This window comes from Sulfuricurvum sp. (assembly GCF_030691015.1).
GTDB lineage: Bacteria > Campylobacterota > Campylobacteria > Campylobacterales > Sulfurimonadaceae > Sulfuricurvum.
Window position 1 is genome coordinate 249,573 of sequence record NZ_JAUYFF010000001.1, and the last position, 20,831, is coordinate 270,403.

Annotated in this window: 26 protein-coding genes and 2 tRNA genes; 16 read left to right on the plus strand and 12 right to left on the minus strand. The window is 42.8% G+C overall.

Going from position 1 to position 20,831, the window contains the following annotated elements; all coding sequences use genetic code 11:
- Positions 1-3: 3 nt before the first annotated feature.
- The 5 genes from Q8O20_RS01320 to Q8O20_RS01340 all read right to left on the minus strand — a co-directional run bounded on the left by Q8O20_RS01320 (position 4) and on the right by Q8O20_RS01340 (position 2,772).
- Positions 4-354, minus strand: coding sequence for a DUF3147 family protein (locus Q8O20_RS01320; RefSeq protein ID WP_305529673.1), 351 nt, complete (start codon positions 352-354; stop codon positions 4-6).
- A 30-nt stretch (positions 355-384) separates the two neighbouring features.
- A complete protein-coding gene (locus Q8O20_RS01325; RefSeq protein WP_305529674.1) occupies positions 385-1,272 on the minus strand; it encodes a cation diffusion facilitator family transporter in 888 nt (295 codons plus the stop codon).
- A gap of 66 nt (positions 1,273-1,338) precedes the next feature.
- Positions 1,339-1,743, minus strand: coding sequence for a DUF350 domain-containing protein (locus Q8O20_RS01330; protein WP_305529675.1), 405 nt, complete (start codon positions 1,741-1,743; stop codon positions 1,339-1,341).
- A gap of 43 nt (positions 1,744-1,786) precedes the next feature.
- The gene (locus Q8O20_RS01335) at positions 1,787-2,383 is read right to left on the minus strand and encodes a pentapeptide repeat-containing protein (protein WP_305529676.1); all 597 of its coding nucleotides are present in this window, start codon (positions 2,381-2,383) and stop codon (positions 1,787-1,789) included.
- Positions 2,380-2,772, minus strand: coding sequence for a thioredoxin family protein (locus Q8O20_RS01340; RefSeq protein ID WP_305529677.1), 393 nt, complete (start codon positions 2,770-2,772; stop codon positions 2,380-2,382). The genes Q8O20_RS01335 and Q8O20_RS01340 overlap by 4 nt, the downstream gene beginning before the upstream one ends.
- A 188-nt stretch (positions 2,773-2,960) precedes the next feature.
- Between Q8O20_RS01340 and Q8O20_RS01345 the strand changes: the two genes are divergently transcribed.
- The 3 genes from Q8O20_RS01345 to Q8O20_RS01355 all read left to right on the plus strand — a co-directional run bounded on the left by Q8O20_RS01345 (position 2,961) and on the right by Q8O20_RS01355 (position 4,643).
- Positions 2,961-3,036 (plus strand) — tRNA-Lys (locus tag Q8O20_RS01345).
- A 22-nt stretch (positions 3,037-3,058) separates the two neighbouring features.
- Positions 3,059-3,133 (plus strand) — tRNA-Glu (locus tag Q8O20_RS01350).
- Between the two features lie 61 nt (positions 3,134-3,194).
- Positions 3,195-4,643: a sensor domain-containing diguanylate cyclase gene (locus tag Q8O20_RS01355; protein ID WP_305529678.1), complete on the plus strand. Its 1,449-nt coding sequence runs from the start codon at positions 3,195-3,197 to the stop codon at positions 4,641-4,643.
- Here the strand turns inward: Q8O20_RS01355 and Q8O20_RS01360 are convergent.
- Positions 4,640-6,610, minus strand: a complete 1,971-nt coding sequence (locus Q8O20_RS01360) for a GGDEF domain-containing phosphodiesterase (protein WP_305529679.1) — start codon at positions 6,608-6,610, stop codon at positions 4,640-4,642. The two genes, Q8O20_RS01355 and Q8O20_RS01360, sit on opposite strands and share 4 nt — an antisense overlap.
- A gap of 136 nt (positions 6,611-6,746) precedes the next feature.
- On the opposite strand from Q8O20_RS01360, the gene Q8O20_RS01365 reads away from it, so the two are divergent.
- The 6 genes from Q8O20_RS01365 to Q8O20_RS01390 are packed head-to-tail and all read left to right on the plus strand — an operon-like array spanning position 6,747 to position 10,500.
- Positions 6,747-7,490, plus strand: coding sequence for a polysaccharide deacetylase family protein (locus tag Q8O20_RS01365; RefSeq protein WP_305529680.1), 744 nt, complete (start codon positions 6,747-6,749; stop codon positions 7,488-7,490).
- 40 nt (positions 7,491-7,530) lie between these two features.
- The gene (locus tag Q8O20_RS01370; protein ID WP_305529681.1) at positions 7,531-8,175 is read left to right on the plus strand and encodes a phosphatase PAP2 family protein; all 645 of its coding nucleotides are present in this window, start codon (positions 7,531-7,533) and stop codon (positions 8,173-8,175) included.
- Complete coding sequence (locus Q8O20_RS01375; protein ID WP_304742523.1) at positions 8,172-8,561, plus strand: diacylglycerol kinase; 390 nt, start codon at positions 8,172-8,174, stop codon at positions 8,559-8,561. The genes Q8O20_RS01370 and Q8O20_RS01375 overlap by 4 nt, the downstream gene beginning before the upstream one ends.
- Before the next feature lie 28 nt (positions 8,562-8,589).
- On the plus strand, positions 8,590-8,778 hold the full coding sequence (locus Q8O20_RS01380; protein ID WP_305529682.1) for a hypothetical protein: 189 nt from the start codon (positions 8,590-8,592) through the stop codon (positions 8,776-8,778).
- A gap of 44 nt (positions 8,779-8,822) precedes the next feature.
- The gene (locus tag Q8O20_RS01385) at positions 8,823-9,887 is read left to right on the plus strand and encodes an SO_0444 family Cu/Zn efflux transporter (protein WP_305529683.1); all 1,065 of its coding nucleotides are present in this window, start codon (positions 8,823-8,825) and stop codon (positions 9,885-9,887) included.
- 55 nt (positions 9,888-9,942) lie between these two features.
- Positions 9,943-10,500, plus strand: a complete 558-nt coding sequence (locus Q8O20_RS01390; protein ID WP_304742533.1) for a manganese efflux pump MntP family protein — start codon at positions 9,943-9,945, stop codon at positions 10,498-10,500.
- Here the strand turns inward: Q8O20_RS01390 and Q8O20_RS01395 are convergent, their stop codons facing one another.
- Positions 10,501-10,863: a hypothetical protein gene (locus tag Q8O20_RS01395; protein ID WP_304742535.1), complete on the minus strand. Its 363-nt coding sequence runs from the start codon at positions 10,861-10,863 to the stop codon at positions 10,501-10,503.
- Positions 10,864-10,925: 62 nt separating this feature from the next.
- Here Q8O20_RS01395 and Q8O20_RS01400 point away from each other — a divergent pair, with 62 nt between their 5' ends.
- Entirely contained in the window at positions 10,926-11,327 is a 402-nt protein-coding gene (locus Q8O20_RS01400) for a rhodanese-like domain-containing protein (protein ID WP_305529684.1), read from the plus strand.
- Here the strand turns inward: Q8O20_RS01400 and Q8O20_RS01405 are convergent.
- Positions 11,324-11,638, minus strand: coding sequence for a hypothetical protein (locus Q8O20_RS01405; RefSeq protein WP_305529685.1), 315 nt, complete (start codon positions 11,636-11,638; stop codon positions 11,324-11,326). The genes Q8O20_RS01400 and Q8O20_RS01405 overlap by 4 nt on opposite strands.
- A gap of 95 nt (positions 11,639-11,733) precedes the next feature.
- Between Q8O20_RS01405 and Q8O20_RS01410 the strand changes: the two genes are divergently transcribed.
- Positions 11,734-12,942, plus strand: a complete 1,209-nt coding sequence (locus tag Q8O20_RS01410) for a diguanylate cyclase domain-containing protein (RefSeq protein ID WP_305529686.1) — start codon at positions 11,734-11,736, stop codon at positions 12,940-12,942.
- A 1-nt stretch (position 12,943) separates the two neighbouring features.
- On the opposite strand, the gene Q8O20_RS01415 is transcribed toward Q8O20_RS01410, so the two are convergent.
- From Q8O20_RS01415 to Q8O20_RS01430, 4 genes are read right to left on the minus strand one after another with little or no spacing between them, the layout of a single operon-like run.
- Positions 12,944-13,282 (minus strand): translation initiation factor, encoded by a 339-nt coding sequence (locus Q8O20_RS01415; RefSeq protein ID WP_305529687.1) that lies wholly within the window; start codon positions 13,280-13,282, stop codon positions 12,944-12,946.
- Positions 13,279-13,485 carry a DUF1653 domain-containing protein gene (locus tag Q8O20_RS01420; protein ID WP_304742545.1) on the minus strand — a complete coding sequence of 69 codons (207 nt, stop codon included), beginning with the start codon at positions 13,483-13,485 and terminating at the stop codon, positions 13,279-13,281. Before Q8O20_RS01420 ends, Q8O20_RS01415 begins: the two co-directional genes overlap by 4 nt.
- Positions 13,478-14,314, minus strand: coding sequence for a DUF5718 family protein (locus Q8O20_RS01425; RefSeq protein ID WP_305529688.1), 837 nt, complete (start codon positions 14,312-14,314; stop codon positions 13,478-13,480). Before Q8O20_RS01425 ends, Q8O20_RS01420 begins: the two co-directional genes overlap by 8 nt.
- Positions 14,301-15,905 carry an ABC-F family ATP-binding cassette domain-containing protein gene (locus Q8O20_RS01430; RefSeq protein WP_304742550.1) on the minus strand — a complete coding sequence of 535 codons (1,605 nt, stop codon included), beginning with the start codon at positions 15,903-15,905 and terminating at the stop codon, positions 14,301-14,303. The genes Q8O20_RS01425 and Q8O20_RS01430 overlap by 14 nt, the downstream gene beginning before the upstream one ends.
- A 195-nt stretch (positions 15,906-16,100) precedes the next feature.
- Here Q8O20_RS01430 and Q8O20_RS01435 point away from each other — a divergent pair, with 195 nt between their 5' ends.
- The 5 genes from Q8O20_RS01435 to purC all read left to right on the plus strand — a co-directional run bounded on the left by Q8O20_RS01435 (position 16,101) and on the right by purC (position 20,830).
- On the plus strand, positions 16,101-18,026 hold the full coding sequence (locus Q8O20_RS01435) for an acetate--CoA ligase family protein (protein ID WP_305529689.1): 1,926 nt from the start codon (positions 16,101-16,103) through the stop codon (positions 18,024-18,026).
- Between the two features lie 127 nt (positions 18,027-18,153).
- The gene (locus tag Q8O20_RS01440; protein ID WP_015652803.1) at positions 18,154-18,426 is read left to right on the plus strand and encodes an RNA-binding protein; all 273 of its coding nucleotides are present in this window, start codon (positions 18,154-18,156) and stop codon (positions 18,424-18,426) included.
- A gap of 88 nt (positions 18,427-18,514) precedes the next feature.
- Positions 18,515-18,718, plus strand: a complete 204-nt coding sequence (locus tag Q8O20_RS01445; RefSeq protein WP_304742556.1) for an RNA-binding S4 domain-containing protein — start codon at positions 18,515-18,517, stop codon at positions 18,716-18,718.
- Between the two features lie 76 nt (positions 18,719-18,794).
- Positions 18,795-20,117 carry a S41 family peptidase gene (locus tag Q8O20_RS01450; RefSeq protein ID WP_304742558.1) on the plus strand — a complete coding sequence of 441 codons (1,323 nt, stop codon included), beginning with the start codon at positions 18,795-18,797 and terminating at the stop codon, positions 20,115-20,117.
- 2 nt (positions 20,118-20,119) lie between these two features.
- A complete protein-coding gene (purC, locus tag Q8O20_RS01455; RefSeq protein WP_304742561.1) occupies positions 20,120-20,830 on the plus strand; it encodes a phosphoribosylaminoimidazolesuccinocarboxamide synthase in 711 nt (236 codons plus the stop codon).
- Position 20,831 lies beyond the last annotated feature (1 nt).

Below are 20,831 nucleotides of genomic sequence, written 5' to 3' on the forward strand. Positions count from 1 at the left end.
TCGTTATAACTCAATCCCTATTTTGCCCAATACCCAGATCATCGCATAATAGGCCATAATAGTGATAAGCGCCGCTATCCCCAAACTCAGATAAAAGTTAAGCCCTTTTTTCAGCAGAAGAGGCAAAGTCGCAAAAAGTGTCAACGAAGGGATTACAAGCCAGAATATCGACATCGAGAGCTGAGATATTTTTTCGACGTCCTTTGTCTCGGTGTAAATCCATATCATGGCTAGAATTGAGATCAATGGTAATGAAGCGAGAAGCCCTCCCATGAATGAACTCCGTTTGGCGACTTCAGCTATCGCCACGAGAAGAGATGCGGACAATACTATTTTTAGGATAATGTAGACCATTTTTTTCTCCCTTTTACCTACGCTGCAGCATCAAAACTCAAATACATCGATATAAATGTCAAGTCTATGCTGTGGAAGTATCTTTTGAATTTTATGCTTCAATTCTTTGATATCTTGCTCAATTTCAGATCCCAGTTTATCATCTTTGACATTCATCGAGATAACCAATAAAACTTCCTCCGAACCGATGAACATACTCCGTACCGAATTGATATGTACCAGTACATTTGACTCTTCTTTTACGAGATTCTTGATCTGTCGGATTGTCTCACGATCCAAACTTTCACCGACGAGTAATTTTTTAAGCTCAACGAACAGCAGCGTCGATAGGGATAAGAGTAAAATACCGATCATCAGTGCCGCAATCCCATCGAATATGGGGTCGACATATAAAGAGAGAACAAGCCCTACGGCTAAAATAAATAGCCCTAACAAGGCACCGGAATCTTCGATAAGAACCACCAGAATATGAGACGAGGAGCTTTTTTCGATCGTTTTAAAGATATCTTTGAGTTTTGTTCCGCTCTCTTTGAGGGCAACTTTTAACGCTCCCCCCTCAAGTATCACGGCGAGGATGATAATACCTACGATGAGCCACGGATGTTGAATCTCTTGGGGGTCCATGATCTTGTGAATCCCCTCATAGAGTGAAAATAATCCGCCAAGCGAAAAAAGGACAACGGCAACAACAAACGACCAAAAGAAGTTGGCTTTTCCCTGCCCGAATGAATGAGCTTCCGATTTCCCCCGTGCCGCCTGTTTTTGACCGACTAATACCAGAGCTTGATTTCCGCAATCGGCAGTGCTGTGTATCGCTTCCGCCATCATCGAAGCCGAGCCGGTAAAAAAGGCGGCAAGACCTTTTGCCACAGCGATAATTCCATTGGCGACCAAAGCCGTCTTGACACTTTTTGACATTAGTAAGAACCTTGGGAAGGAATACGCTTAGATGAAGAGGGATGAGAGGGTGTCCTGTCCATGGGCTTAGTAACTCATCGAACCGGCATTGATCAAACCGATAGCAATCGACATAAACGCCATAAACGTACCGACGGAGAGGTCACCGTTATCGATATGTTTTTTAACCGAGAATTTGCCGCTCAAACGAGTGAGGATCAGTGCAAAAATAAGTTGTATCGACATCGCGACACCGGCCCACATCACAAAATCGATATACGAAACACTATGAACCAATGCACTGTAAAGTGGGATTGAGAGACCTAAGATAGCTCCGCCGAATCCTAGTGCCGCTGCTGTGTTGTTCGCACCGAAAATCATTTGATAATCATCATACGGAGTAACTTTCGCATAGAGAAAAAGAAATAGGCCAAAAACCGCTATTGCGGTAAAGAAGAAAAGGGCAAATGAGAGAAAATAGTCTATAAACAAGTTAATCCTTTGTTATACATAATGCAATGATAGCCAAAAAAAATTAACGGCACGTCACGTTTGCGTCCACTGTCGCCTCTTCTTTTTTGGCGTGAGCGCATTGCGTTTTGCTCATTACGACATCGCTAAAACGGGTTTGCCAAAGGAGGGTATTTTTCATTTTCGCAGTATGCAGATCATTACGTATAAACTTGGATCCTCCTATTTCAGAATTCCGAAAATCGGTTTTACGGAGAATTGCATCGGTGAAATCGGCTTTCCACACTTTCGCATCCCGTATATCGGCACGGCTCAAATCACTTCCGTTAAAATGTACCCCTTTGAAATTCGCCCCTTTGGCGTGCATTCCACGCAAATCAGCACGCTCTAATGTCGCTTTCCAAAAAACGGCTCCTTCTGCATTCGCGCCGCGCAGACTGCACCCGTTGAAATCGCCCATCTCGAAGATGCTACCTCTCAAATCCGCTTTGCTAAGATCGCTTCCGTGAAAATCACCGCCGCTAAAATCTCTCCGGCTCAAATTCGCATCCCGCAAATCACAGCCGATACACTCTTTCTCTTCCAACGCTTTTTTAAGATGGATGGCATCATAAGCACTTAGAGTGATCCCTAAAACAATTGCTAACAAGAGTCCTCTCATTTAATCCCCCGAATACGGCGTAACTCACCCAAAAACGGTTGGGGGCGTTTAGACCCGATGATCGTCTCTTTTTTATTGCCCGCTTTGTCGATAAAAAACATCGTCGGAATCCCGAAAAAATCGTACCCGTCAGGGAGTTTGCTTTTATGGACATTTTTCTCGATTACAATGAAATGACGGTTCATATAGAGTTCCACCTCTTTATCGTGAAACACTTTGCTTTTCATATAAGCACATTCGGGACAATCGTCCGTGGTATACATCATTAATACTATTTTATTTTCTTTTCCCATTTGGAAAACCGCCTGTTTAAATTGCTCATCATTCTGAATGGTTCCACCCCACAGGGTTAAAACAGCGGCACAACTTAAAAAAAATACTCTCAACATTCTCATTCCTTATACTATTACTATCACAATAGTATCATTTTTACTCCCCGATTTCCGCGTAAAGAGTGTACTTATCACTTATTTTAAGAGAAATACCCCTATTAAGCTCATATCCTATTGACAAAAAAGGTTACAACCGCTATAATTCCCGTCCATAAATTGTGCTGGAACAGTTTATTGTTATTTACGTCCCGTTAGCTCAGCTGGTAGAGCATTTCACTTTTAATGAAGGGGTCGATGGTTCGAATCCATCACGGGACACCACTTTTTTCAACCACATTTATGTGGCCCCATCATCTAATGGTTAGGATTCCAGATTTTCATTCTGGCCATACGAGTTCGAATCTCGTTGGGGTCACCACTTCATTTTTAAAAAATCATGCTACACTTTCCTCTATTTTATGCCGTTTAAATGAGTCTTAATGAAAAATAAAAACAATTTCTATATAGTCATCACTGTTTCGATATTAATGATATTCCTCTCAATCAGTATTTCACTCATTAACTTTATGGTTTCTCTCCATGCCACCGAAACCGACCTAAAAACCCGTTCCCTCCCGCTGACAGTAGACAATATCTACACCGAAATCCAAAAACACGTCATCGAACCCAATTTGGTCGCGTCCATGATGGCACACGATACATTTCTCAAAGACTGGCTCATCAACGATGAACAAAACAGCGAGAAGATCATCCGTTATCTTGAAACGATCAAAAATAAATACGGTATGTTCGTCGCCTTTTTAGTTTCGGAAAAAACCCAAAGCTACTACACCCAAAACGGGTTTCTTGAACATCTCAGCAGTTCAAAACCTAATAATGCGTGGTATTTTAATTTTAAAAAAGTACAAGAGAACAATGAAATCAATCTCGATTTCAATAACAATCTAGACAATTCCCTGATTATGTTTATCAATCATAAAATTTACGACAACGAGTACCATTTAGTCGGAGCCACCGGAATCGGACTGAAAATTTCCTATATCAACGATATGCTCAAACGGTTTCGACAGGAGTACAATTTCACCGTCATGTTCGTTAACGAAGAGGGTCAAATCATTTTATCCGAACGGACCGACAGCAAAATCCAAAACCTTTCCGATACTCCGGAGCTGAAAAGCCTGAGTGATCAGATCATCGTCAAAGACTCCAAAATTCTCGAATACCAAAAAAACGGCGAAAACTATCTCCTCAAGACCAAATACATCCCTGAACTCGATCTGTACCTCCTAGTAGAAGCCAAACTGGATGACTTTACCGCAAATGTACGCCAGACGTTTTATCTGAACCTTGCCGCTTCACTGCTGGTAACCGTCATTATCACATTTATCATTCTCCTAATGATCCGTGGATACAACGAAAAGCTCGAATTTATGGCACGTAACGATACGCTAACCGGATTGATGAATCGAAGCGCATTCAATGATTCCTTTAATGATTTTCTCCACCTTTCCAAACGAAACGGTGATCCTCTGAGCCTTATCTTTTTTGATATCGATAACTTCAAAACCATCAACGATACACTGGGGCATCAGGTGGGAGACAGTGTCCTCATCCGCATTGCCGAGCTCCTTAAAGCCCGTCTCCGCCGCACCGATATCGTCGGCCGCTGGGGAGGTGAAGAATTTATCCTCGGATTGATTGATACGGATCAAGAAAATGCCGAGGTGATTGCCGAAACACTGCGCAGCGCATTCGAAGAAGACGCTCGTCTCATTCATCTCGCCCCTTCCCCTGTAACCGCGAGCTTCGGGATTGTCACCGCCCGCACCGGCGATACGATAGATACCCTTCTCACACGAGCCGATTCGGCAATGTACCGTGCAAAAGAGCTAGGGAAAAATCGAATAGAAACGGCGTTAGAACATTAAGATTCAGAGGCAATAGTATCGGTAGGCTCTCCGAAATAATACCCTTGTGAATAATCGACATCCAGCTCTTTCACTTTTTCAAAAACATTTTTAGAGTGGACAAACTCGGCAACCGTTTTGATATTCATATTTTTGGCAAAACTGACAATCGACTTTGTAATCATTTGAGAATTTTTGTCACTATCGATATTTTTAATCATCGATCCGTCAATTTTAATATAGTCCACTTTCAACTTCATAAGATACTCAAAATTTGAATACCCCGTACCGAAATCATCAATAGAAATTTTTGCACCGTATTGTTTGACATTATTGATAAACTCTAAAACTTTATCAAAATTTTCGATCCCTTCGGACTCTATAATTTCAAAGACAATTTTGTGACCGATCCCTGACTCTTCCAACTTTTTCAAAATATAGGTATAGATATCTTTGTTCAAAATATCTTCGACCGATATATTGATAGAGACAAAGTAAGGCAAATGCTGGAATTTTGCAAATGTTTTTTCTATCATAATTTTTGTCAATTGATGATAAAGCTTATTCTTTTTGGCAAGCTCTAAAAAATGGATAGGGGCTATGTACAATCCGTGATCGTCCATCATCCGCATAAGTGCTTCGTATTTGACGATTTTCTGTGTTTTGGTATCCACAATCGGTTGGAAGACAGGGACGATTTTATCTTCTTCTATCGCTTTTCTAAGACGTTTGGTCCAGTCAAAATTTTTCTCATACTCTTTCGTCATTGCCATTGAAGAATCATAAATCAAATAATTCTTTTTAGTTTTTTTAGCTAGTTTTAGCGCAACGTCCGCATTCACAAGCAGCATCTCCGAACCATACGATATCCCCATTGTCGCGCTGAGGCTTACCTCACTTTTTTCATCTATTTTAAAACTTTTTTGAGCGATTTTTTCACTCAGGAATGACGCAAAGATTTTAAACTCATTCATATCTATTGTACTGTTACATATGTGGGCAAATTCATCCGAATGAAGTCGATAAAGCCCCTTGTTATCAATCATAATCTCTTGTAAAAATTGTGCAAATTCCTTTAAAATCAAGTCTCCTGCCGGATCACCGTAGAGATCGTTTATCTCTTGAAATCCATCGATATTAATAATGATTAAAAATATATTTTGCCCCTCATCGAGCTTTTCCGTCAATCTTCTTCTGTTTTCCAAACCGGTTAAACTGTCAAAATAAAATTGGTGTTCGATCGAATCGAGCATACTGTTAAAAACATCCTTGATCGAATCGATCTCTTCGATATTGTCATTCACTTCAATCCGTTTTCTCATATCTTGAGAGGCCGTTATATTTTTTATCATATTGGAAAAGTTTTTGATCGGTTTTATCAAATACTGATTGAGTTCTATAAAGATAGAGAGATAGATAACAATCGAAAACAGTACGATAAAGACAATAAAAAAGTTTATCATCTCAGTGAGTGGCACTTTTAAATTATCGATCGGATAAGAGACGTCAATGACCCCTAAAACATCTCCTGCATTCACATTGATATGACATTTTAAACAATTCTCTTTTGCGATGACCGGATAATAATATTCGATCATTTCAGCATCGGAAATATTTAATATCTCTTCGCCTTGAATAGCTCTTGCAATATTTTTATCCGTCTCTCTGGCAATCTTATCTTTTTCAATTTCCCCAAACAACTGAACAACCCGTTCACTGCGGTATACATTGACTTTCATATTGGCATCGACACTGTTTAGTCTTGCGATAATCTCTTCCAAATCATCTTTGTTCCACCCTCTTTGCATAGCGGAATAGAGGGTTTCAAAGACGAGCATACTCGTTTTTTTAGCATCCACATGAGCCAGATTTGCAATCGCGTCTCTCTTCATATATTCACCGTACAAATACGCGGCCAAGAGAGTTACAAACATCGTAATAAAAATTATTTTTGCCGCAATCTTTGTATAGGTCGTTTTATTTTGCATTTTTCACCTACTTAAATTATAAAATTAACTTAATTTCTTTAGATATAGAACCTATTATGATACCGAATAGGGGGTGAAAACTATCTTAAAAGAAACTCTACGTTACAATTGTATTGTCTGTATAAAGGGATTCATTATGTTAAATAAACTACTTTTTTTGCTCTTCATCACGGCTCTGTCACTCTCCGCCGATGAGCCTGCACAATGGGGTGAAAATGTGAGCGGCGTCGTCAGAACGTTTAATTCCTCCAAAAAAGAGATCGCTCTCACCTTCGATGCGTGCGGAGGAAGTTTTCGCAGTTCACAGTACGATGCACAACTGATCGATTTTCTATCGAATAACCATATTCAAGCTACCCTCTTTATCAACACCCGCTGGATACAAAGCAATCCGGAAATTTTTGCCAAATTAGCGGCAAATCCGCTGTTTGAGATAGCCAACCACGGTACGGCACACCGCCCCCTCTCGATCAACGGCAAAAGCGTTTACAATATACCCGGTACCGCTTCAGCTGAAGAAGTTGCAAAAGAGATCAACGGTAACGGAGATTTGATCGAGAAACTCACCGGCAAACGCCCCCTGTTTTTCCGTTCCGGCACCGCCTATTATGATGAGTTCTCCGTCGCCATTGCTCATCAAAACGGTGTTGAAATAGCGGGATTCAGTGTATTGGGAGATGCGGGAGCAACCTTTAGTGCGCCCAAAGTGACGCAACAGCTCCTAACTTCCCACAGCGGCGATATTCTCCTTTTTCATATGAACCATCCCGAGGGGGGTACCCGTGAGGGGATCATAGAGGGGGTTACCAAGCTCAAAGCGGACGGCTTTAGCTTCGTCCGTCTCAGTGAGGTAAAAGATCGCCTCAATCGTCTCCCCTAGCCCTAAATATGATACAATCTTCTTAGAAAAAGGGGAGAACATGCCATTCAATCTAAAATTTATCTCCGGAGAATCGTGGATACTCTCACTACTCCTCTTCTCAACCGCGTTCATTCTCTTTATTTTTCTTGCTCACTATCTGAAAAACAATTACGTCGTCAATTTTGATCAGAGCGTTCTAACGTGGTTCCATACGATCCGTCATCCGTATCTGGATCATTTTTTCTCTACCATCACATGGATGGGATCGTTATGGATTCTTTTGCCACTCTATCTTGTATTGACCCTCACGCTGACTCCCCATATAGCCCATTTTGAAAAAATCTTGGGCATCACCTTTTGGGGAACGGTTATCACCGTCTATGCGCTCAAATTTGAATTCGAACGCAAACGTCCTCTCTTTTTCGGAGCTATCCATGAACTTCCGCTGGATCCTTCGTTTCCGAGTGCCCATACGGCGCAGATCACCGCATTCGCCCTTGGACTCACTCTCGCACTCGCCGGTACTCAAACCCTCTATCAAGGGGTAATCTCCTCACTTCTTTTGGTACTCGTTTTATCGGTTTCCGCTTCACGGATGTATCTTCAAGTCCATTTTCCGACCGATATCGTGGCGGGGATGCTCATAGCTTTTATGTGGGCCGTTATTACCGGATGGATTGTTAAAACGGGGGTATTGGGATGAAAAACAAATTTTTAGAGACAGGGGAGCACGGCTATCATCCGCTGCGAAAATTCAAAATCATCCTCTCCGGTCTCCGTTTTGCCGTTATCTACGATTTTAGTGTTTTGTACAAAATTATCCTCTCGATCCTACTCCTCATCCCCGTTATGCTCTATAAAGAGTGGGTCGATGCCTCCTTGATCATTCTAGCCACAGGGGTTATGATTGCGGGAGAGCTCTTCAACACAGCGATAGAAGCGGTATGCGATTTTATGGAAACACAATGTAATGAAAAGATTCGTATTATCAAAGATATAGCCGCGGCGGCGGCAGGGATAACTATTTTTACATGGCTCGTCGTTTTGCTGATCGAATTTATTAAAATCCTTCCTCATATTACAGGGTGATCACTATGTATCTTCAAGGAGTTCCTCTATGTGCCTTATTTTAACCTTTGCCTTTATTGTGGCCACCTTCTCTTTTTTCTCGCAAGGACTTATCCCCCATGCTGTTATCAGCGGACTTCTTGCCTCCCTTTCACTTTTCTTCTTGATCCGAAAACTGATCTTTAACGGACGATGTATTTTTGGAAAAGAGACCGACTGTAATAAAAAATTAAGCTAATATACTCATAATTCGATAATAGTTATTGTTTTCAGGAGTATGTTGTGTATTTAATTTGGGAAGCGTTTTGGGGTTTGAGTGTCGCGATGGGGATTTATATCCTTTTTGGTCTGTTAGCTGCAGGGGTACTGCACCAGCTTATCCGAGAAAAGTGGATTCAAAAGCATTTAGGTTCCAATACACACAACTCCGTCTTCAAAGCCGCCCTATTCGGAGCTCCCCTCCCCTTATGTTCGTGTAGTGTTATCCCGTTTGCGGCATCTCTCAGACGAAACGGTGCATCCAAAGGATCAACCCTCTCCTTTTTGATTTCAACGCCGATAACAGGTATTGATTCGATGTTAGCGACCTTTGGAATGTTCGGAGGGATTTTTACCCTCTATCGAGTTTTTACTTCCGTTGTAATAGCGATTGTTGCCGGAATGCTTATGAATATATTTGAACCCAAAGAGACTGTAAATAAAGGGTTTACGTTCACGGCAAATGCTCCGATAGCTTCCCCTAAGGTAATACAAATTACCCAATCGGAACCCCGAAATCCGTTTTCTTTCATGGCGGTTTTTCACTACGGACTGGTAACATTGCTTGGAAGTTTCAGCAAACCTTTATTATTCGGACTTTTACTCGGTGCGTTTATTACGGCGGCTATCCCCTCCAATCTCCAGGAACTCTTTAATGACAACCGCTTTTTAAGTTACATTATAGCCGTCGCAATCGCAGCCCCCATGTATGTATGTGCTACAGAATCACTTCCGATAGCGGCATCTCTTATGATTGCCGGAGTTTCTCCCGGCGCCGCCTTTATCTTTTTAAGTGCAGGGCCGGCTACCAATACGGTAACGATGGGAGCCGTCAAATCGATGCTTGGAATGCGTGCGTTAGTAATTTATCTCTCGGTGATTGCCATTGGCAGTATTGCATTCGGTGCATCAATCGATTTGCTATTTGACTCTCTCTCGATTAATATGGATGTAAACCTGAACGAGAAGCATGGGATAGTAGAAGAGGTAGCGGCAGTTTTAATGCTCGGATTGATCGGATGGCATTTGGTTCGCGGATGGTTTCAAAAAAAGGATAAAAACTGCAAGGGCGGATCATGCTGCTCATAAATAGGTACTAAAACTTTGTCCGCTATAATGGCGCACTTATTTTTCAGGACGCTTTATGAACGAAACCCTTCTCATCCTCGCCGTCGCATTGGCAATGGACTCTGTCGCCGTCTCCATCGCGATCGGATCAAAATACAAAGATCTTTTACTCTCCAAAGCCTTTTTTACAGCTGCCGTTTTCGGTTTTTTCCAGGGGGCGATGCCCATAGCAGGCTATTTCATCGGAATCAGCTTTGCCGACTATGTTCAAGCCTTCGATCACTGGATCGCCTTTGTCCTCCTCGTAGGTCTTGGGGGGAAAATGCTTTACGAAGCGTACAAAAATGAATTCGATGAAGAAGTTACCGATCTCTCCGCTAAAACGCTTATCACTCTTGGGATTGCTACGAGCATCGATGCGATGGCGATCGGGGTAACTTTCGCTTTTTTACAAACCGATATCTATAGTGCGGCAGGTGTCATTGCACTGGTCACATTTGTCCTCTGTGTCGCGGCCGTCTATGTCGGGAAGAAATTAGGTTCATTGCTGGAGAGTAAAGCGGAGATGCTCGGAGGACTTATCCTAATCGGATTGGGAACCAAGATCCTCTTAGAGCATTTAGAGGTTCTTTAATTACCAACCGTCCGTTGCATGATTATCGTGTTTTGATTTTTTATAGCGGCTGGCATTTACCCGTTTCTCGAGCTGATTTTGAGCATAAAAAAGTTCCTCTTTAATCGTTTCAATCTCCTCATCACTCGCTCGGAAATCAAGAATCTTCTGTCCTAGCGCTTCAAGGACGAGGTATTCATCCTTATAGAGTTTGACCGCTTCATTTTTTTCTAAAAAGCGAAAATTCATATCTACTTTTTGATCAAACTGCTCTTTTGTCGGACTATCGCTTTTTGCGAGAAACGAGAGTATTCCGTTGATAAAACGACCCAATAGCCGAATGTAGCGGAGCCGTTTTGCATTTTCTGTTTTAGATTCGCCCATAAAACCTCATATTAATCATTCATCGATACAATACCGCTATTATACCCTTAAGAGGATTTAGTATGCGTATTCTATTCATTGCCATTTTGCTTTTGGCTACAACGTTGATGGCCGATTACTCCGCCCAACCGATCGATAAAAAACTGATTGATTCCAAAATCAAAATCATCGATATCCGAACTCCATCGGAATGGAAAACAACAGGGCTAATCAAAGGTTCCATCCCTATCATGTTTTTTGACGAACAGGGAAACTACAACGTCGAAGCTTTTTTGGGAAAACTGAATAAAGTGGTCAAAAAAGGGGAAAAGTTTGCCCTAATCTGCAACAGCGGAAACCGTACTCAAATCGTCGGTAATTTTTTAGGAAAACAGCAAGGGTATAACGTTATCGATTTGCAGGGGGGGATTCAATACGCCATCGGCAAAAAGATGCCTATAGAGCCGTATAAGCCGAATCCCTAACGTAAGAATTCGAGCAAATCGATATACTCTTTTTCGATGACACCGAGATTTTCGAGCATCCGCATCTCATCAACTCCCGGATTTTCACTCAAAAATTCCCGACGCCATTGAATATTATCTTGCAGCTCCGTAAGTCCGGTAGAGAGGTACTCGATCATCGAGTCGATATCGGCTCCTCGGATCACCCCTTCCGTATCCGCTTTATAAAACAGCAATGCGTAATCACCCGTTTCATGAGAAAAACGGAAATCTTCGGCAATATTATGAACAATCGTCTTGATTCGCTCCTCTTTTATGAGCCGTTTTGCCATTGTTTACCTCCCGTTTAAAGTCCCCTATTGTAATAGCTTTTGGTATAGGAGTTGCTTAGATAAAAGTATCCAATCCATAAAGATTAATCAAAATCGTGAAATCTCTTAAACTTAAAACAAAACTTCTTTACTTATTGTTGCTTGTAGGATTTGGACTCGTTGTAGTAGGATTGATCGGTTATATCAATATTCAAAATATCAAACGGAATATGGATACCCTCTATTTCGGCTCCCTTCTCCCCTTGAGCGAACTAAACTCCATCTCCTCTATCTATCATAATGATCTCGCCTCTTCCGTCTATCAATGGAGCAACCAACTCCTCAGCGACGAGCAGGCATCCCAGAATATCGTGCAGGGACTAGATCGGATCAATACCTTATGGGGATCGTATATTTCCCATCACAAACGTCCCGAAGAGATGGCATATGTTAAATATACCGAAGGACAGATACAAAATATCGGCAATTATTTTATTCAGGTGCGCTCTTTAATCAACGACCCTGACCGATCTCACCCCCTCTCGCTTATGAGTATGGATGATAATCTCCAATCAATCCACACGACCCTTCAGCAGCTCATTACCTATGAAAATGCCGTAGCAAAATATGAACACTCTATGCTATTGACACAATACGAGAATGCTCTAATACAGCTGGTTTTCTTTCTTGGGGTTATTTTGGCACTGGTTATGGGACTGGCATGGACGATATTCGCCCGTATTGAAGTTCAGCAACAGCAATTAATTGCTTCGAGTGAAACGCTGAAGCATCTGAACCTAAAACTCGAGCAAGCCTCTTATACCGATTCGCTGACGGGGATGTTCAACCGACGTTATTTTAATATTGTATATGAGAGGGAATTTAAACGCGCGCTCCGCTCTAATAACCCTTTTGTTTTTATGATGCTCGATATCGATTATTTCAAGCAATACAACGATACCTACGGTCACTTACAAGGAGATGTCGCCCTTCAAGCCGTAGCCAAAGTACTCAAAACCACACTCCAGCGTCCGGGCGATTACCCGTTTCGATTGGGGGGAGAAGAGTTTGGGATTATCCTTACCGATATCGATTGTAATAATGCTCGCAGTATGGGTGAAAAAGTACGCGAAGGGATTGAGAACCTAAAAATTGAGCATAAAGGGTCTAAAATTTTACCTACCCTCAGTATCTCAATCGGTGGAATTTGTATCACTCCCACCGTTGATATGAGCGAAGATGCCCTTATCCATGCGGCAGATACAAACCTCTATGCCGCAAAAGAGCGAGGACGCAATCAAGTGATGTTCAGCAATAAATTATAAATTATTTCGGATTTTTGAATTTGAATGAAAGTTTTTCTAGCTGTTCACGTACTTTTGGGGCAATGTCGCCTTGAAATTCCATCCAGTGCTCTTTATACGCACCGCCGCACGCCAATGACTTTTTGAGCGAAGAGAGCGTTTTTTGAGCATCTTCTTCGCACAGGCTGAATGGGCCCACTAAGGTTACCGCTTTCCCTTTGCGTTTTTCTTTTTGAAAGACGAGACGGTGAGCAGAGGGTTCAAGAGTTGTGAAAACTTTTGCGGTTTTTTCCTCTTCCATACTCCACTCCTCGCCCCAAGAAGCTCCTAGATCGAGTGAAAGTTTCATCCCCCGACTCATTGCACCTCTCCGCAGTATTCAAATCGTTTCACCCCGTTAGGTAAAATTTCAATAAACATTTTAAGGGGACGAACCCATAATCCCCTCTCACCGTAAAGGGGACGATATACAACAAGGCTCTCGGAGGTTTCGGAGTGTTTTGCCACCCCGATCACTTCGTAATGTTTCCCCTTGTAATGGCGATAAAGACCGCTTTTAACCACGTGCTACCTTTTGAATCAAAACACTGATCCCCTCTTTTTCCGCCAACTCCCCTTTATTCGCCAGTGAGAGGATCGGATTCATACAGTATTTATCGTTATCATACACGACCACAATAATTTCGTCCCCCTCTTGTAAAAAGTTTGTCTCACCGAAATGGGTATAGCGGGTAGCTCCGATACTGATAACCGCTCGTGCAGGATATCCTGCATCTTTGAGATAGCTTCCTATCGCCTCCAACGGGCCGAAATCCACTTGGATATTGATTTGGTTTTTAAGCCAATCGATCAGTTTAGTGTGAAAATAGCTGTACCCCGTCAATTCAACATCTTCGCCATAGCGCATCAATATTCCCTCGCGCCGTAGAAACGAAGCAATACGATAGCTATCCATCACTCCGCCCTTGTCAAACGTATCGATCGGAATGAGGGTAGAGGATAACCCCTTGGAAGCTTCGCCCCAATTTTTTTTGTGGCTGATCTTTGCAGCTCCCTCTTTGCGGAGAGAGCAATCGTTATAGGCACCGAAAAACTTCGGAGTAATGCGGATGATTTTCCCCTCGCTGTCATATTCCAAATCACAAATAAGGGCGACTTCAGGTTCCATCTGGACATTGCACTCCTCTTGGGGAAGAATGATGGTATCACTACTGAGAGGATAGATTCCAAGCTGCCCTTTGCGTCCGGGCATATAAAAAGGGAACACCCCTTTGGGACCGTTAGGATCATCGGTTACGACATCTTTAAAATCGGCGCTTTCACCGGCTTGTTCGAGATGGAGGGCGAAGTTACCTGCTACTCCAAAACCGACATACTCTTTATAATGTGCCACTTGCTTTTGCCTCAGCAAACTCTTCGTACGAACCTTTGAAATCGATATAGGTGCCATCAAGGTGTAATTCAATAATGCGATCCGCGAATGCATCAAGCAACTCACGGTCATGACTCACACAAATAACATTCCCTTCGAAATCCAATAGCGCCTCACCGAGAGCAATAATCGCTTCAAGGTCAAGGTGATTGGTAGGCTCATCGAGTACGAGGAAATTCCCCCCCTCTAACATCATTTTAGAGAGCATCATACGATGTTTTTCTCCCCCTGAAATCTTCTCAACACTTTTCTCTTGCTGTTCACCGTTGAAAAGCATACGCCCTAAACAGTTACGGATCTCGGAGATTTCACGTTTCGGATCAAACCCGCGAAGCCAATCGTACAGGGTACCGTCCCCTTTGATTTTATCGGTCGTATCTTGAGGGAAATAACTGTATTCAATCGTCGCTCCCCATGTCACGGTTCCGCTTGTCGGCTTCATCTCTTCCATAAGAATTTTACACAAGGTTGATTTACCCGCACCGTTGGGACCGATAATAGCGATTTTTTCACCCGGAGCCACCAAAATGTCAAAGTCGCGCAAGACATTCAAATCATCATAGCTGTGAGAAACATTCGCTACACGCAACGCTTCATCCCCCATAGGACGCTTCGGTTTAAAGACGATACTTGGGTCACGGCGAGATGATGGTTTGATATCTTCAATAGTCAATTTATCAAGTTGTTTCTGACGGGAAGTCGCTTGTTTTGCTTTTGACGCATTCGCGGAGAATCGACGGACAAACGCTTCGAGTTGCTCTTTCTCTTTTACTTTTTTATCGCGATCAAGCTGTGCTTGGTTCGCCATAACGGTAGAGGCGAGATACCAGTCATCATACGTCCCCGTAAATTCACGAATTTTTTGGAAATCGACGTCGAGAATATTAGTAACGACGGCATTAATGAAGTGACGGTCATGTGAGATAATGACCAATGTCCCCTCATGACGTTGAAGCTCACGCTCCAACCATCCGATCGTGTCGATATCGAGGTTATTTGTCGGCTCATCGAGGAACAAAACATCCGGTTTCGGATAAAGGACCTGAGCAAGGAGGACTTTAAATTTCTCTGATGAAGGGAGGCTTGACATCAAATCATTATGATGTTCTGCTGAAATACCGACATTTTCTAAAATCTTTGCGATTTGGACATCGTATTCATACGTCGGATCTTCTTCGACCGAAATCATCTCCAACTCTGCAAGACGATCATTGGTTTTTTCATCTTCGAAATCGCCGTTGGCATATAGATGTTCTTTCTCTTTGATTGCGTCATATAGACGTTTATTACCCCACAATACTGCATCGGCAATCGTGAAATCTTCAAACGCAAACTGATTTTGCCCCAAAATACCTACTTTGAGACCCGGCTCAATAGAGATATCCCCTTCGTATTCTTTGATCTCACCGCTGAGAATTTTCAAGAATGTTGTTTTTCCCGCGCCGTTCGCACCGATAAGACCGTAACGTTTGTTACGATCTAGTTTGAGGTTGATCCCCTCAAATAAAATTCGGCTTCCGAAGCGCATTGTTAATTTTGTGACTTGTACCATTGCAAAACTCTTTACATAAAAATTACGCGATTATATCCAAATTCAAATTATCCTCTCCTAACCCTTATTATGACGACTCAAAGAAAGTCGTTACAATATGTTAGCGGCAGTTCTTTACACTGTAATAGCCTTAGGCTATACTACTTAATCTGCTTCCTCATTTTGAAGTATTAAAAAACTCCCTAGGAGATATTCATGCTCGAATCTGAACTTTACCCGCTACTCTCACAATCGGGATTCCAAATTCCTCCGTTTCGCCGCTTCGCTCTGAATGAGCCTATTGCACTCGATTTTTACCCCGTAGCTCTCAAAGTCGAATCTCCTAAAATCATCCATAAAAGCGATGTGGGCGGAGTGAGTATTTCACTCAGTACTCAAGATGCGGTAGAAGCGGCACGAGATCAGATGATACGCCGAATCGGTGAGCACAATATCGTACTGGATTCTCATGATGGCTTTATTGCGACCGCTATGATTCAAGGGGAGGAACTCTTCGCCGGTGTTATCGATGATCCGATTTTCGGGCAAATCATCCTTTTCGGAAAAGGGGGCATTTTACTGGAGCTCTACCGTGACGTCTGCTATATTGATATCCACGCAGGTGAAATCGAGATTCTCCGCGCCATCCGTACCACCAAAATAAGCAAACTTTTTGAAGGGTTTCGGGGTTCAAAACCGATGATGGAAGAAATCATCAAATTTATTCAGAACCTCCAACGCTTTATCAAAAACAATCCGAAAATCCGCGAGTGTGATCTCAATCCCGTCATTTTCAATCCTAAAGGGCTACACGTCGTGGATGCGCGAATCGCGTATCATACACAGAGCCTGAAACCCGCATCTGATATACGTGTGCGTCCTAATTTTTTCGACAACCGCACTGTTGCCGTTATCGGCGCATCCAATGATCCCAATAAAGTGGGTTATGCTATTGCCCACAATGCTCTCTCTTTTAAAGGGAAACTTTATTTGGTCAATGCAAAAGGGGGGACGTTTGAGGGTCATCAGCTCTATTGTTCACTGAATGATATTGACGAAACGATTGATACCGCTGTTATTACCATCCCCTCTTCTCACGTCATCGAAACGATAGAAGCCCTCATTCCCAAGGGCGTTAAAAATCTTATTATCGTCTCGGCAGGCTTCAAAGAGGTGGGTGACACCCGCAGCGAAGAGCGTTTAAGCGAGTTGGCAAAGCAGCACAATCTCAATATTATCGGACCGAATTGTTTGGGGTACTACGAATCGACCCAAAGCCTTAATCTCACCTTCGGCTCATCCAGCATTAAACAAGGTTCTCTTGCTCTCATCGCCCAATCGGGAGCCGTCCTCTCCTCCCTTATGGACAAGGCGACCCAAGAGGGGATTGGCTTTTCCCATATTCTCTCGGCAGGGAATATGGCCGATATGGGTTTTGCTGACATCATTACGATGCTCTCTGCCGATCCCCAATGTGAAGCAATCTCGCTGTATGCAGAGGGGATACAGGAGGGGAAAGCATTTTTAGAGACGCTACGACGTTGCCCGAAACCGATCCGTGTCTATAAAGCGGGGAAATCTCCGCAGGCACGAAAAGCGGCTTTTTCCCATACGGGAAATCTCAGTGGAGACTATCCGATGTTTCGAGGTCTTTTAGAGAGTGTCGGCGTTAAAATGGTCGATTCTATCGAAGCACTCCTTTACGCCCAAAATTTTGAGAACATTGCCGTCATCACCAACGCAGGAGGACCGGGTACGATTATCACTGATGTTATCATTGAGAGGGGATCAAAACTCTATACCCTGAGTGAAGACGATCTTAGTGCCCTTGACGCCGTATTACCCTCCAACTGGTCACGCAATAATCCTATCGATATTATCGGTGATGCTCGCAGTGAGCGATTTGAAGCGACATTGCGATGTGTCGATGCGATGGAGGGAGTCGATCTGATCTATCTTCTCATCACCCCTCAAATGATGACCGATACACTCAATATTGTCCGTCTTTTAGATCAATCATGGAATAAACCCGTTTTCCCTATCCTTTTAGGGGGTGCTATGATGAGTGAAGCTCTCCTCTTTTTACGCTCACATTCTAAGCCGTGTTTCACCACATTACACGAGGCGGGAGCGTTTTTGTAAAGTTTTGACTTGGGGTTTGGATTAATCGTAAATGTACAATTTTTTTTAACATTCCCATAAGATTGTAATTGCTAGAATGTGTCAAGGATTATGCTGGTTATAGTTCGATTTTTTCACGGAGTACAATGTGACACAAATTTATGTCGGGAACATTCCCTACGGCAAAGACGAAAATGATCTTAAAGATCTTTTCGGACAATACGGTGAAGTTAGCTCAGTTAAGTTCGTAAATGATAAAGAAACAGGCCGTTTTCGCGGTTTCGGTTTCGTTGAAATGGCGAACCAAGACGAAGCTAATAAAGCGATCACTGCTCTTGAAGGTAACGATTTCGGCGGACGTACACTTCGTGTTAACGAAGCTCGTCCACGCGCTCCACGCCCTCCACGCGACCGCTGGTAATCACAACCATGAAGCCCTAATGGGCTTTCATGCCTCTTTTGTTTTCCCCTTTAGCTCTTCTCAATCATCTTAATTTTAAAGACATACCATGACATATACGCTCACAGAACCATTTATCGAACTCCATAAACTGATCAAACTATTAGACCTTGTCGATACCGGCGGACAAGCCAAAGTATTAATCGAAAACTCCCATGTATTCCGTAACGGTGAAATCGAAACTCGCAAACGGGCAAAGATCAAAAAAGGGGAGACGATTACGATCGGTGACGTCGTAATCGAAGTGATCTAATCCATTGTTATTTAATGGAGTTTTCACTATAATTGCTGATCTTATTTAACGGCTCTACACAAGGTTCAAAAAACGTATGAAAAATACAAAAATGATGGTTGTCGGTTTTGTTAGTGCTGTAGCGGTCAGTATCGCCCTTTCCACATCGCTGTTGGCAAAAAGCAACACCGCTGTTCCAGCTGAAGCCTCTGTAGAAGCCTCACGTCTCCAATCACTCGCTAAATTTACCAAAGTTTTGGGAATCGTCGAACAGTACAACGTAGACGGTCTCACCATCGATCAGCTCATCGATAAATCGCTTCAGGGGATGCTCTCCAACCTTGATGCCCATTCCACTTATATGGATAAAAAAAGCTACGATAATCTTAAAACCCAAACTGACGGTGAATTCGGAGGTTTAGGGATTACGGTCGGTATGCGAGATAACGCTCTCACCGTTATTGCTCCAATAGAAGGTACTCCTGCGGACAAAGCGGGTGTTAAAGCGGGCGATATTATCCTTAAAATCAATGACAAATCAACCCTCAGCATGACCATTGACGATGCCGTCAGTTTAATGCGCGGAACCCCTAAAACACCGATTGATATCACGATTGTCCGTAAAGGGTCCGCTGATCCGATCAAATTCCACATCATCCGTGATATCATCACCGTTGAATCGGTCTATACCCGCACTATCGGCAAAGATATTCTTTATATCCGTGTCACCAGTTTCGATAAAAAAGTCGCAGCTGATGTCAAAAAAGCAATTAAAAAACACGCCGCAAAAACCAAAGGGATCATTCTCGATCTCCGCAACAATCCGGGAGGACTCTTGGATCAAGCGGTTGAATTGACTGACCTGTTCGTAAGCGAAGGGGTTATCGTTTCCCAAAAAGGGCGCAATAAAGCTGATGATATTACCTACAGCGCTACCAAAAGTTCAACGATCACCGATCTTCCTCTCGTTGTTTTGGTCAACGAAGGTTCGGCCAGTGCCTCAGAGATCGTCAGCGGAGCACTTCAAGATTTGAAACGGGGTGTCATCGTCGGAGAAAAAACTTTCGGTAAAGGCTCGGTTCAAGTCGTTATGCCTATCACTGAAACGGAGGGGATCAAACTCACCGTTGCCCGATATTATCTCCCTAGCGGCCGTACGATCCAAGCCGTCGGTGTAGCACCTGATATCGAAGTAATCGCCGGCGAAGTCAAAAATCACGACAAAACATTTAACATCAAAGAAGCCGATCTTAAAAAACATCTCGAATCCGAACTCGAAAAAGAGGGTGGAATGATCGATGTAACCGAAGCCAATGCAACCAATAAAACAATTATTACCCCAGAGCAAATGAATAAAGATATTCAGCTCAAAGAGGGTGTCGATATTATTAAAGCCCTAATCATAGTCAAAGGAAAATAACCATGGAAAAACGCGATATCATCTACGAAGGAAAGGCTAAACGCCTCTTTAGCACCGACGATGCCAACCTTGTCATTGCCGAATTTAAGGATGATCTGACCGCATTCAACGGCGCAAAAAAAGATAATGAATCGGGTAAAGGGGCATTGAACAATAAGATCTCAACCGAATTATTTAAGATGCTCGCTTCACGCGGTGTAGAGTCCCACTTTGTCGAGATGTTAGATGATACCCACATGCTTTGTAAAAAAGTGGACATTATCCTCATCGAAGTGATTGTCCGTAATATCGCGACAGGAAGCCTCAGTAAGAATCTAGGAATCGCTGATGGAACCGTTCTTCCGTTTACATTGGTCGAATTCGATTACAAAAACGATGCACTAGGTGATCCTAAGTTAAATGACCAACACTGTCTCATATTAGAGCTTGTTAAAAATGAAGCGGAACTCGATCAACTGCGCGCTATGGCACGTGAAGTGAACTCTATTTTACGTCCTTATTTCCATGAAAAAGGGCTTAATTTGGTCGATTTCAAACTTGAATTCGGTCGTGATGCGAATGGAAAAATCATCCTTGCCGATGAGATCAGTCCCGATAACTGCCGTTTTTGGGATTTAGCGACAGGTGAAAAAATGGATAAAGACCGTTTCCGTCAAGGTCTTGGCGGACTCAAAGTCGCCTATGAAGAAGTATTAAATAGAATATTGGGGTAAT

Coding starts and splice junctions, on each gene's coding strand:
- Q8O20_RS01320 (WP_305529673.1), bottom strand. CDS start 354: ATGGTCTACATTATCCTAAAAATAGTATTGTCCGCATCTCTTCTCGTG.
- Q8O20_RS01325 (WP_305529674.1), bottom strand. CDS start 1,272: ATGTCAAAAAGTGTCAAGACGGCTTTGGTCGCCAATGGAATTATCGCT.
- Q8O20_RS01335 (WP_305529676.1), bottom strand. CDS start 2,383: ATGAGAGGACTCTTGTTAGCAATTGTTTTAGGGATCACTCTAAGTGCT.
- Q8O20_RS01340 (WP_305529677.1), bottom strand. CDS start 2,772: ATGTTGAGAGTATTTTTTTTAAGTTGTGCCGCTGTTTTAACCCTGTGG.
- Q8O20_RS01355 (WP_305529678.1), top strand. CDS start 3,195: ATGAAAAATAAAAACAATTTCTATATAGTCATCACTGTTTCGATATTA.
- Q8O20_RS01360 (WP_305529679.1), bottom strand. CDS start 6,610: ATGCAAAATAAAACGACCTATACAAAGATTGCGGCAAAAATAATTTTT.
- Q8O20_RS01365 (WP_305529680.1), top strand. CDS start 6,747: ATGTTAAATAAACTACTTTTTTTGCTCTTCATCACGGCTCTGTCACTC.
- Q8O20_RS01370 (WP_305529681.1), top strand. CDS start 7,531: ATGCCATTCAATCTAAAATTTATCTCCGGAGAATCGTGGATACTCTCA.
- Q8O20_RS01375 (WP_304742523.1), top strand. CDS start 8,172: ATGAAAAACAAATTTTTAGAGACAGGGGAGCACGGCTATCATCCGCTG.
- Q8O20_RS01380 (WP_305529682.1), top strand. CDS start 8,590: ATGTGCCTTATTTTAACCTTTGCCTTTATTGTGGCCACCTTCTCTTTT.
- Q8O20_RS01390 (WP_304742533.1), top strand. CDS start 9,943: ATGAACGAAACCCTTCTCATCCTCGCCGTCGCATTGGCAATGGACTCT.
- Q8O20_RS01395 (WP_304742535.1), bottom strand. CDS start 10,863: ATGGGCGAATCTAAAACAGAAAATGCAAAACGGCTCCGCTACATTCGG.
- Q8O20_RS01400 (WP_305529684.1), top strand. CDS start 10,926: ATGCGTATTCTATTCATTGCCATTTTGCTTTTGGCTACAACGTTGATG.
- Q8O20_RS01405 (WP_305529685.1), bottom strand. CDS start 11,638: ATGGCAAAACGGCTCATAAAAGAGGAGCGAATCAAGACGATTGTTCAT.
- Q8O20_RS01415 (WP_305529687.1), bottom strand. CDS start 13,282: ATGAGTCGGGGGATGAAACTTTCACTCGATCTAGGAGCTTCTTGGGGC.
- Q8O20_RS01430 (WP_304742550.1), bottom strand. CDS start 15,905: ATGGTACAAGTCACAAAATTAACAATGCGCTTCGGAAGCCGAATTTTA.
- Q8O20_RS01435 (WP_305529689.1), top strand. CDS start 16,101: ATGCTCGAATCTGAACTTTACCCGCTACTCTCACAATCGGGATTCCAA.
- Q8O20_RS01445 (WP_304742556.1), top strand. CDS start 18,515: ATGACATATACGCTCACAGAACCATTTATCGAACTCCATAAACTGATC.
- Q8O20_RS01450 (WP_304742558.1), top strand. CDS start 18,795: ATGAAAAATACAAAAATGATGGTTGTCGGTTTTGTTAGTGCTGTAGCG.
- purC (WP_304742561.1), top strand. CDS start 20,120: ATGGAAAAACGCGATATCATCTACGAAGGAAAGGCTAAACGCCTCTTT.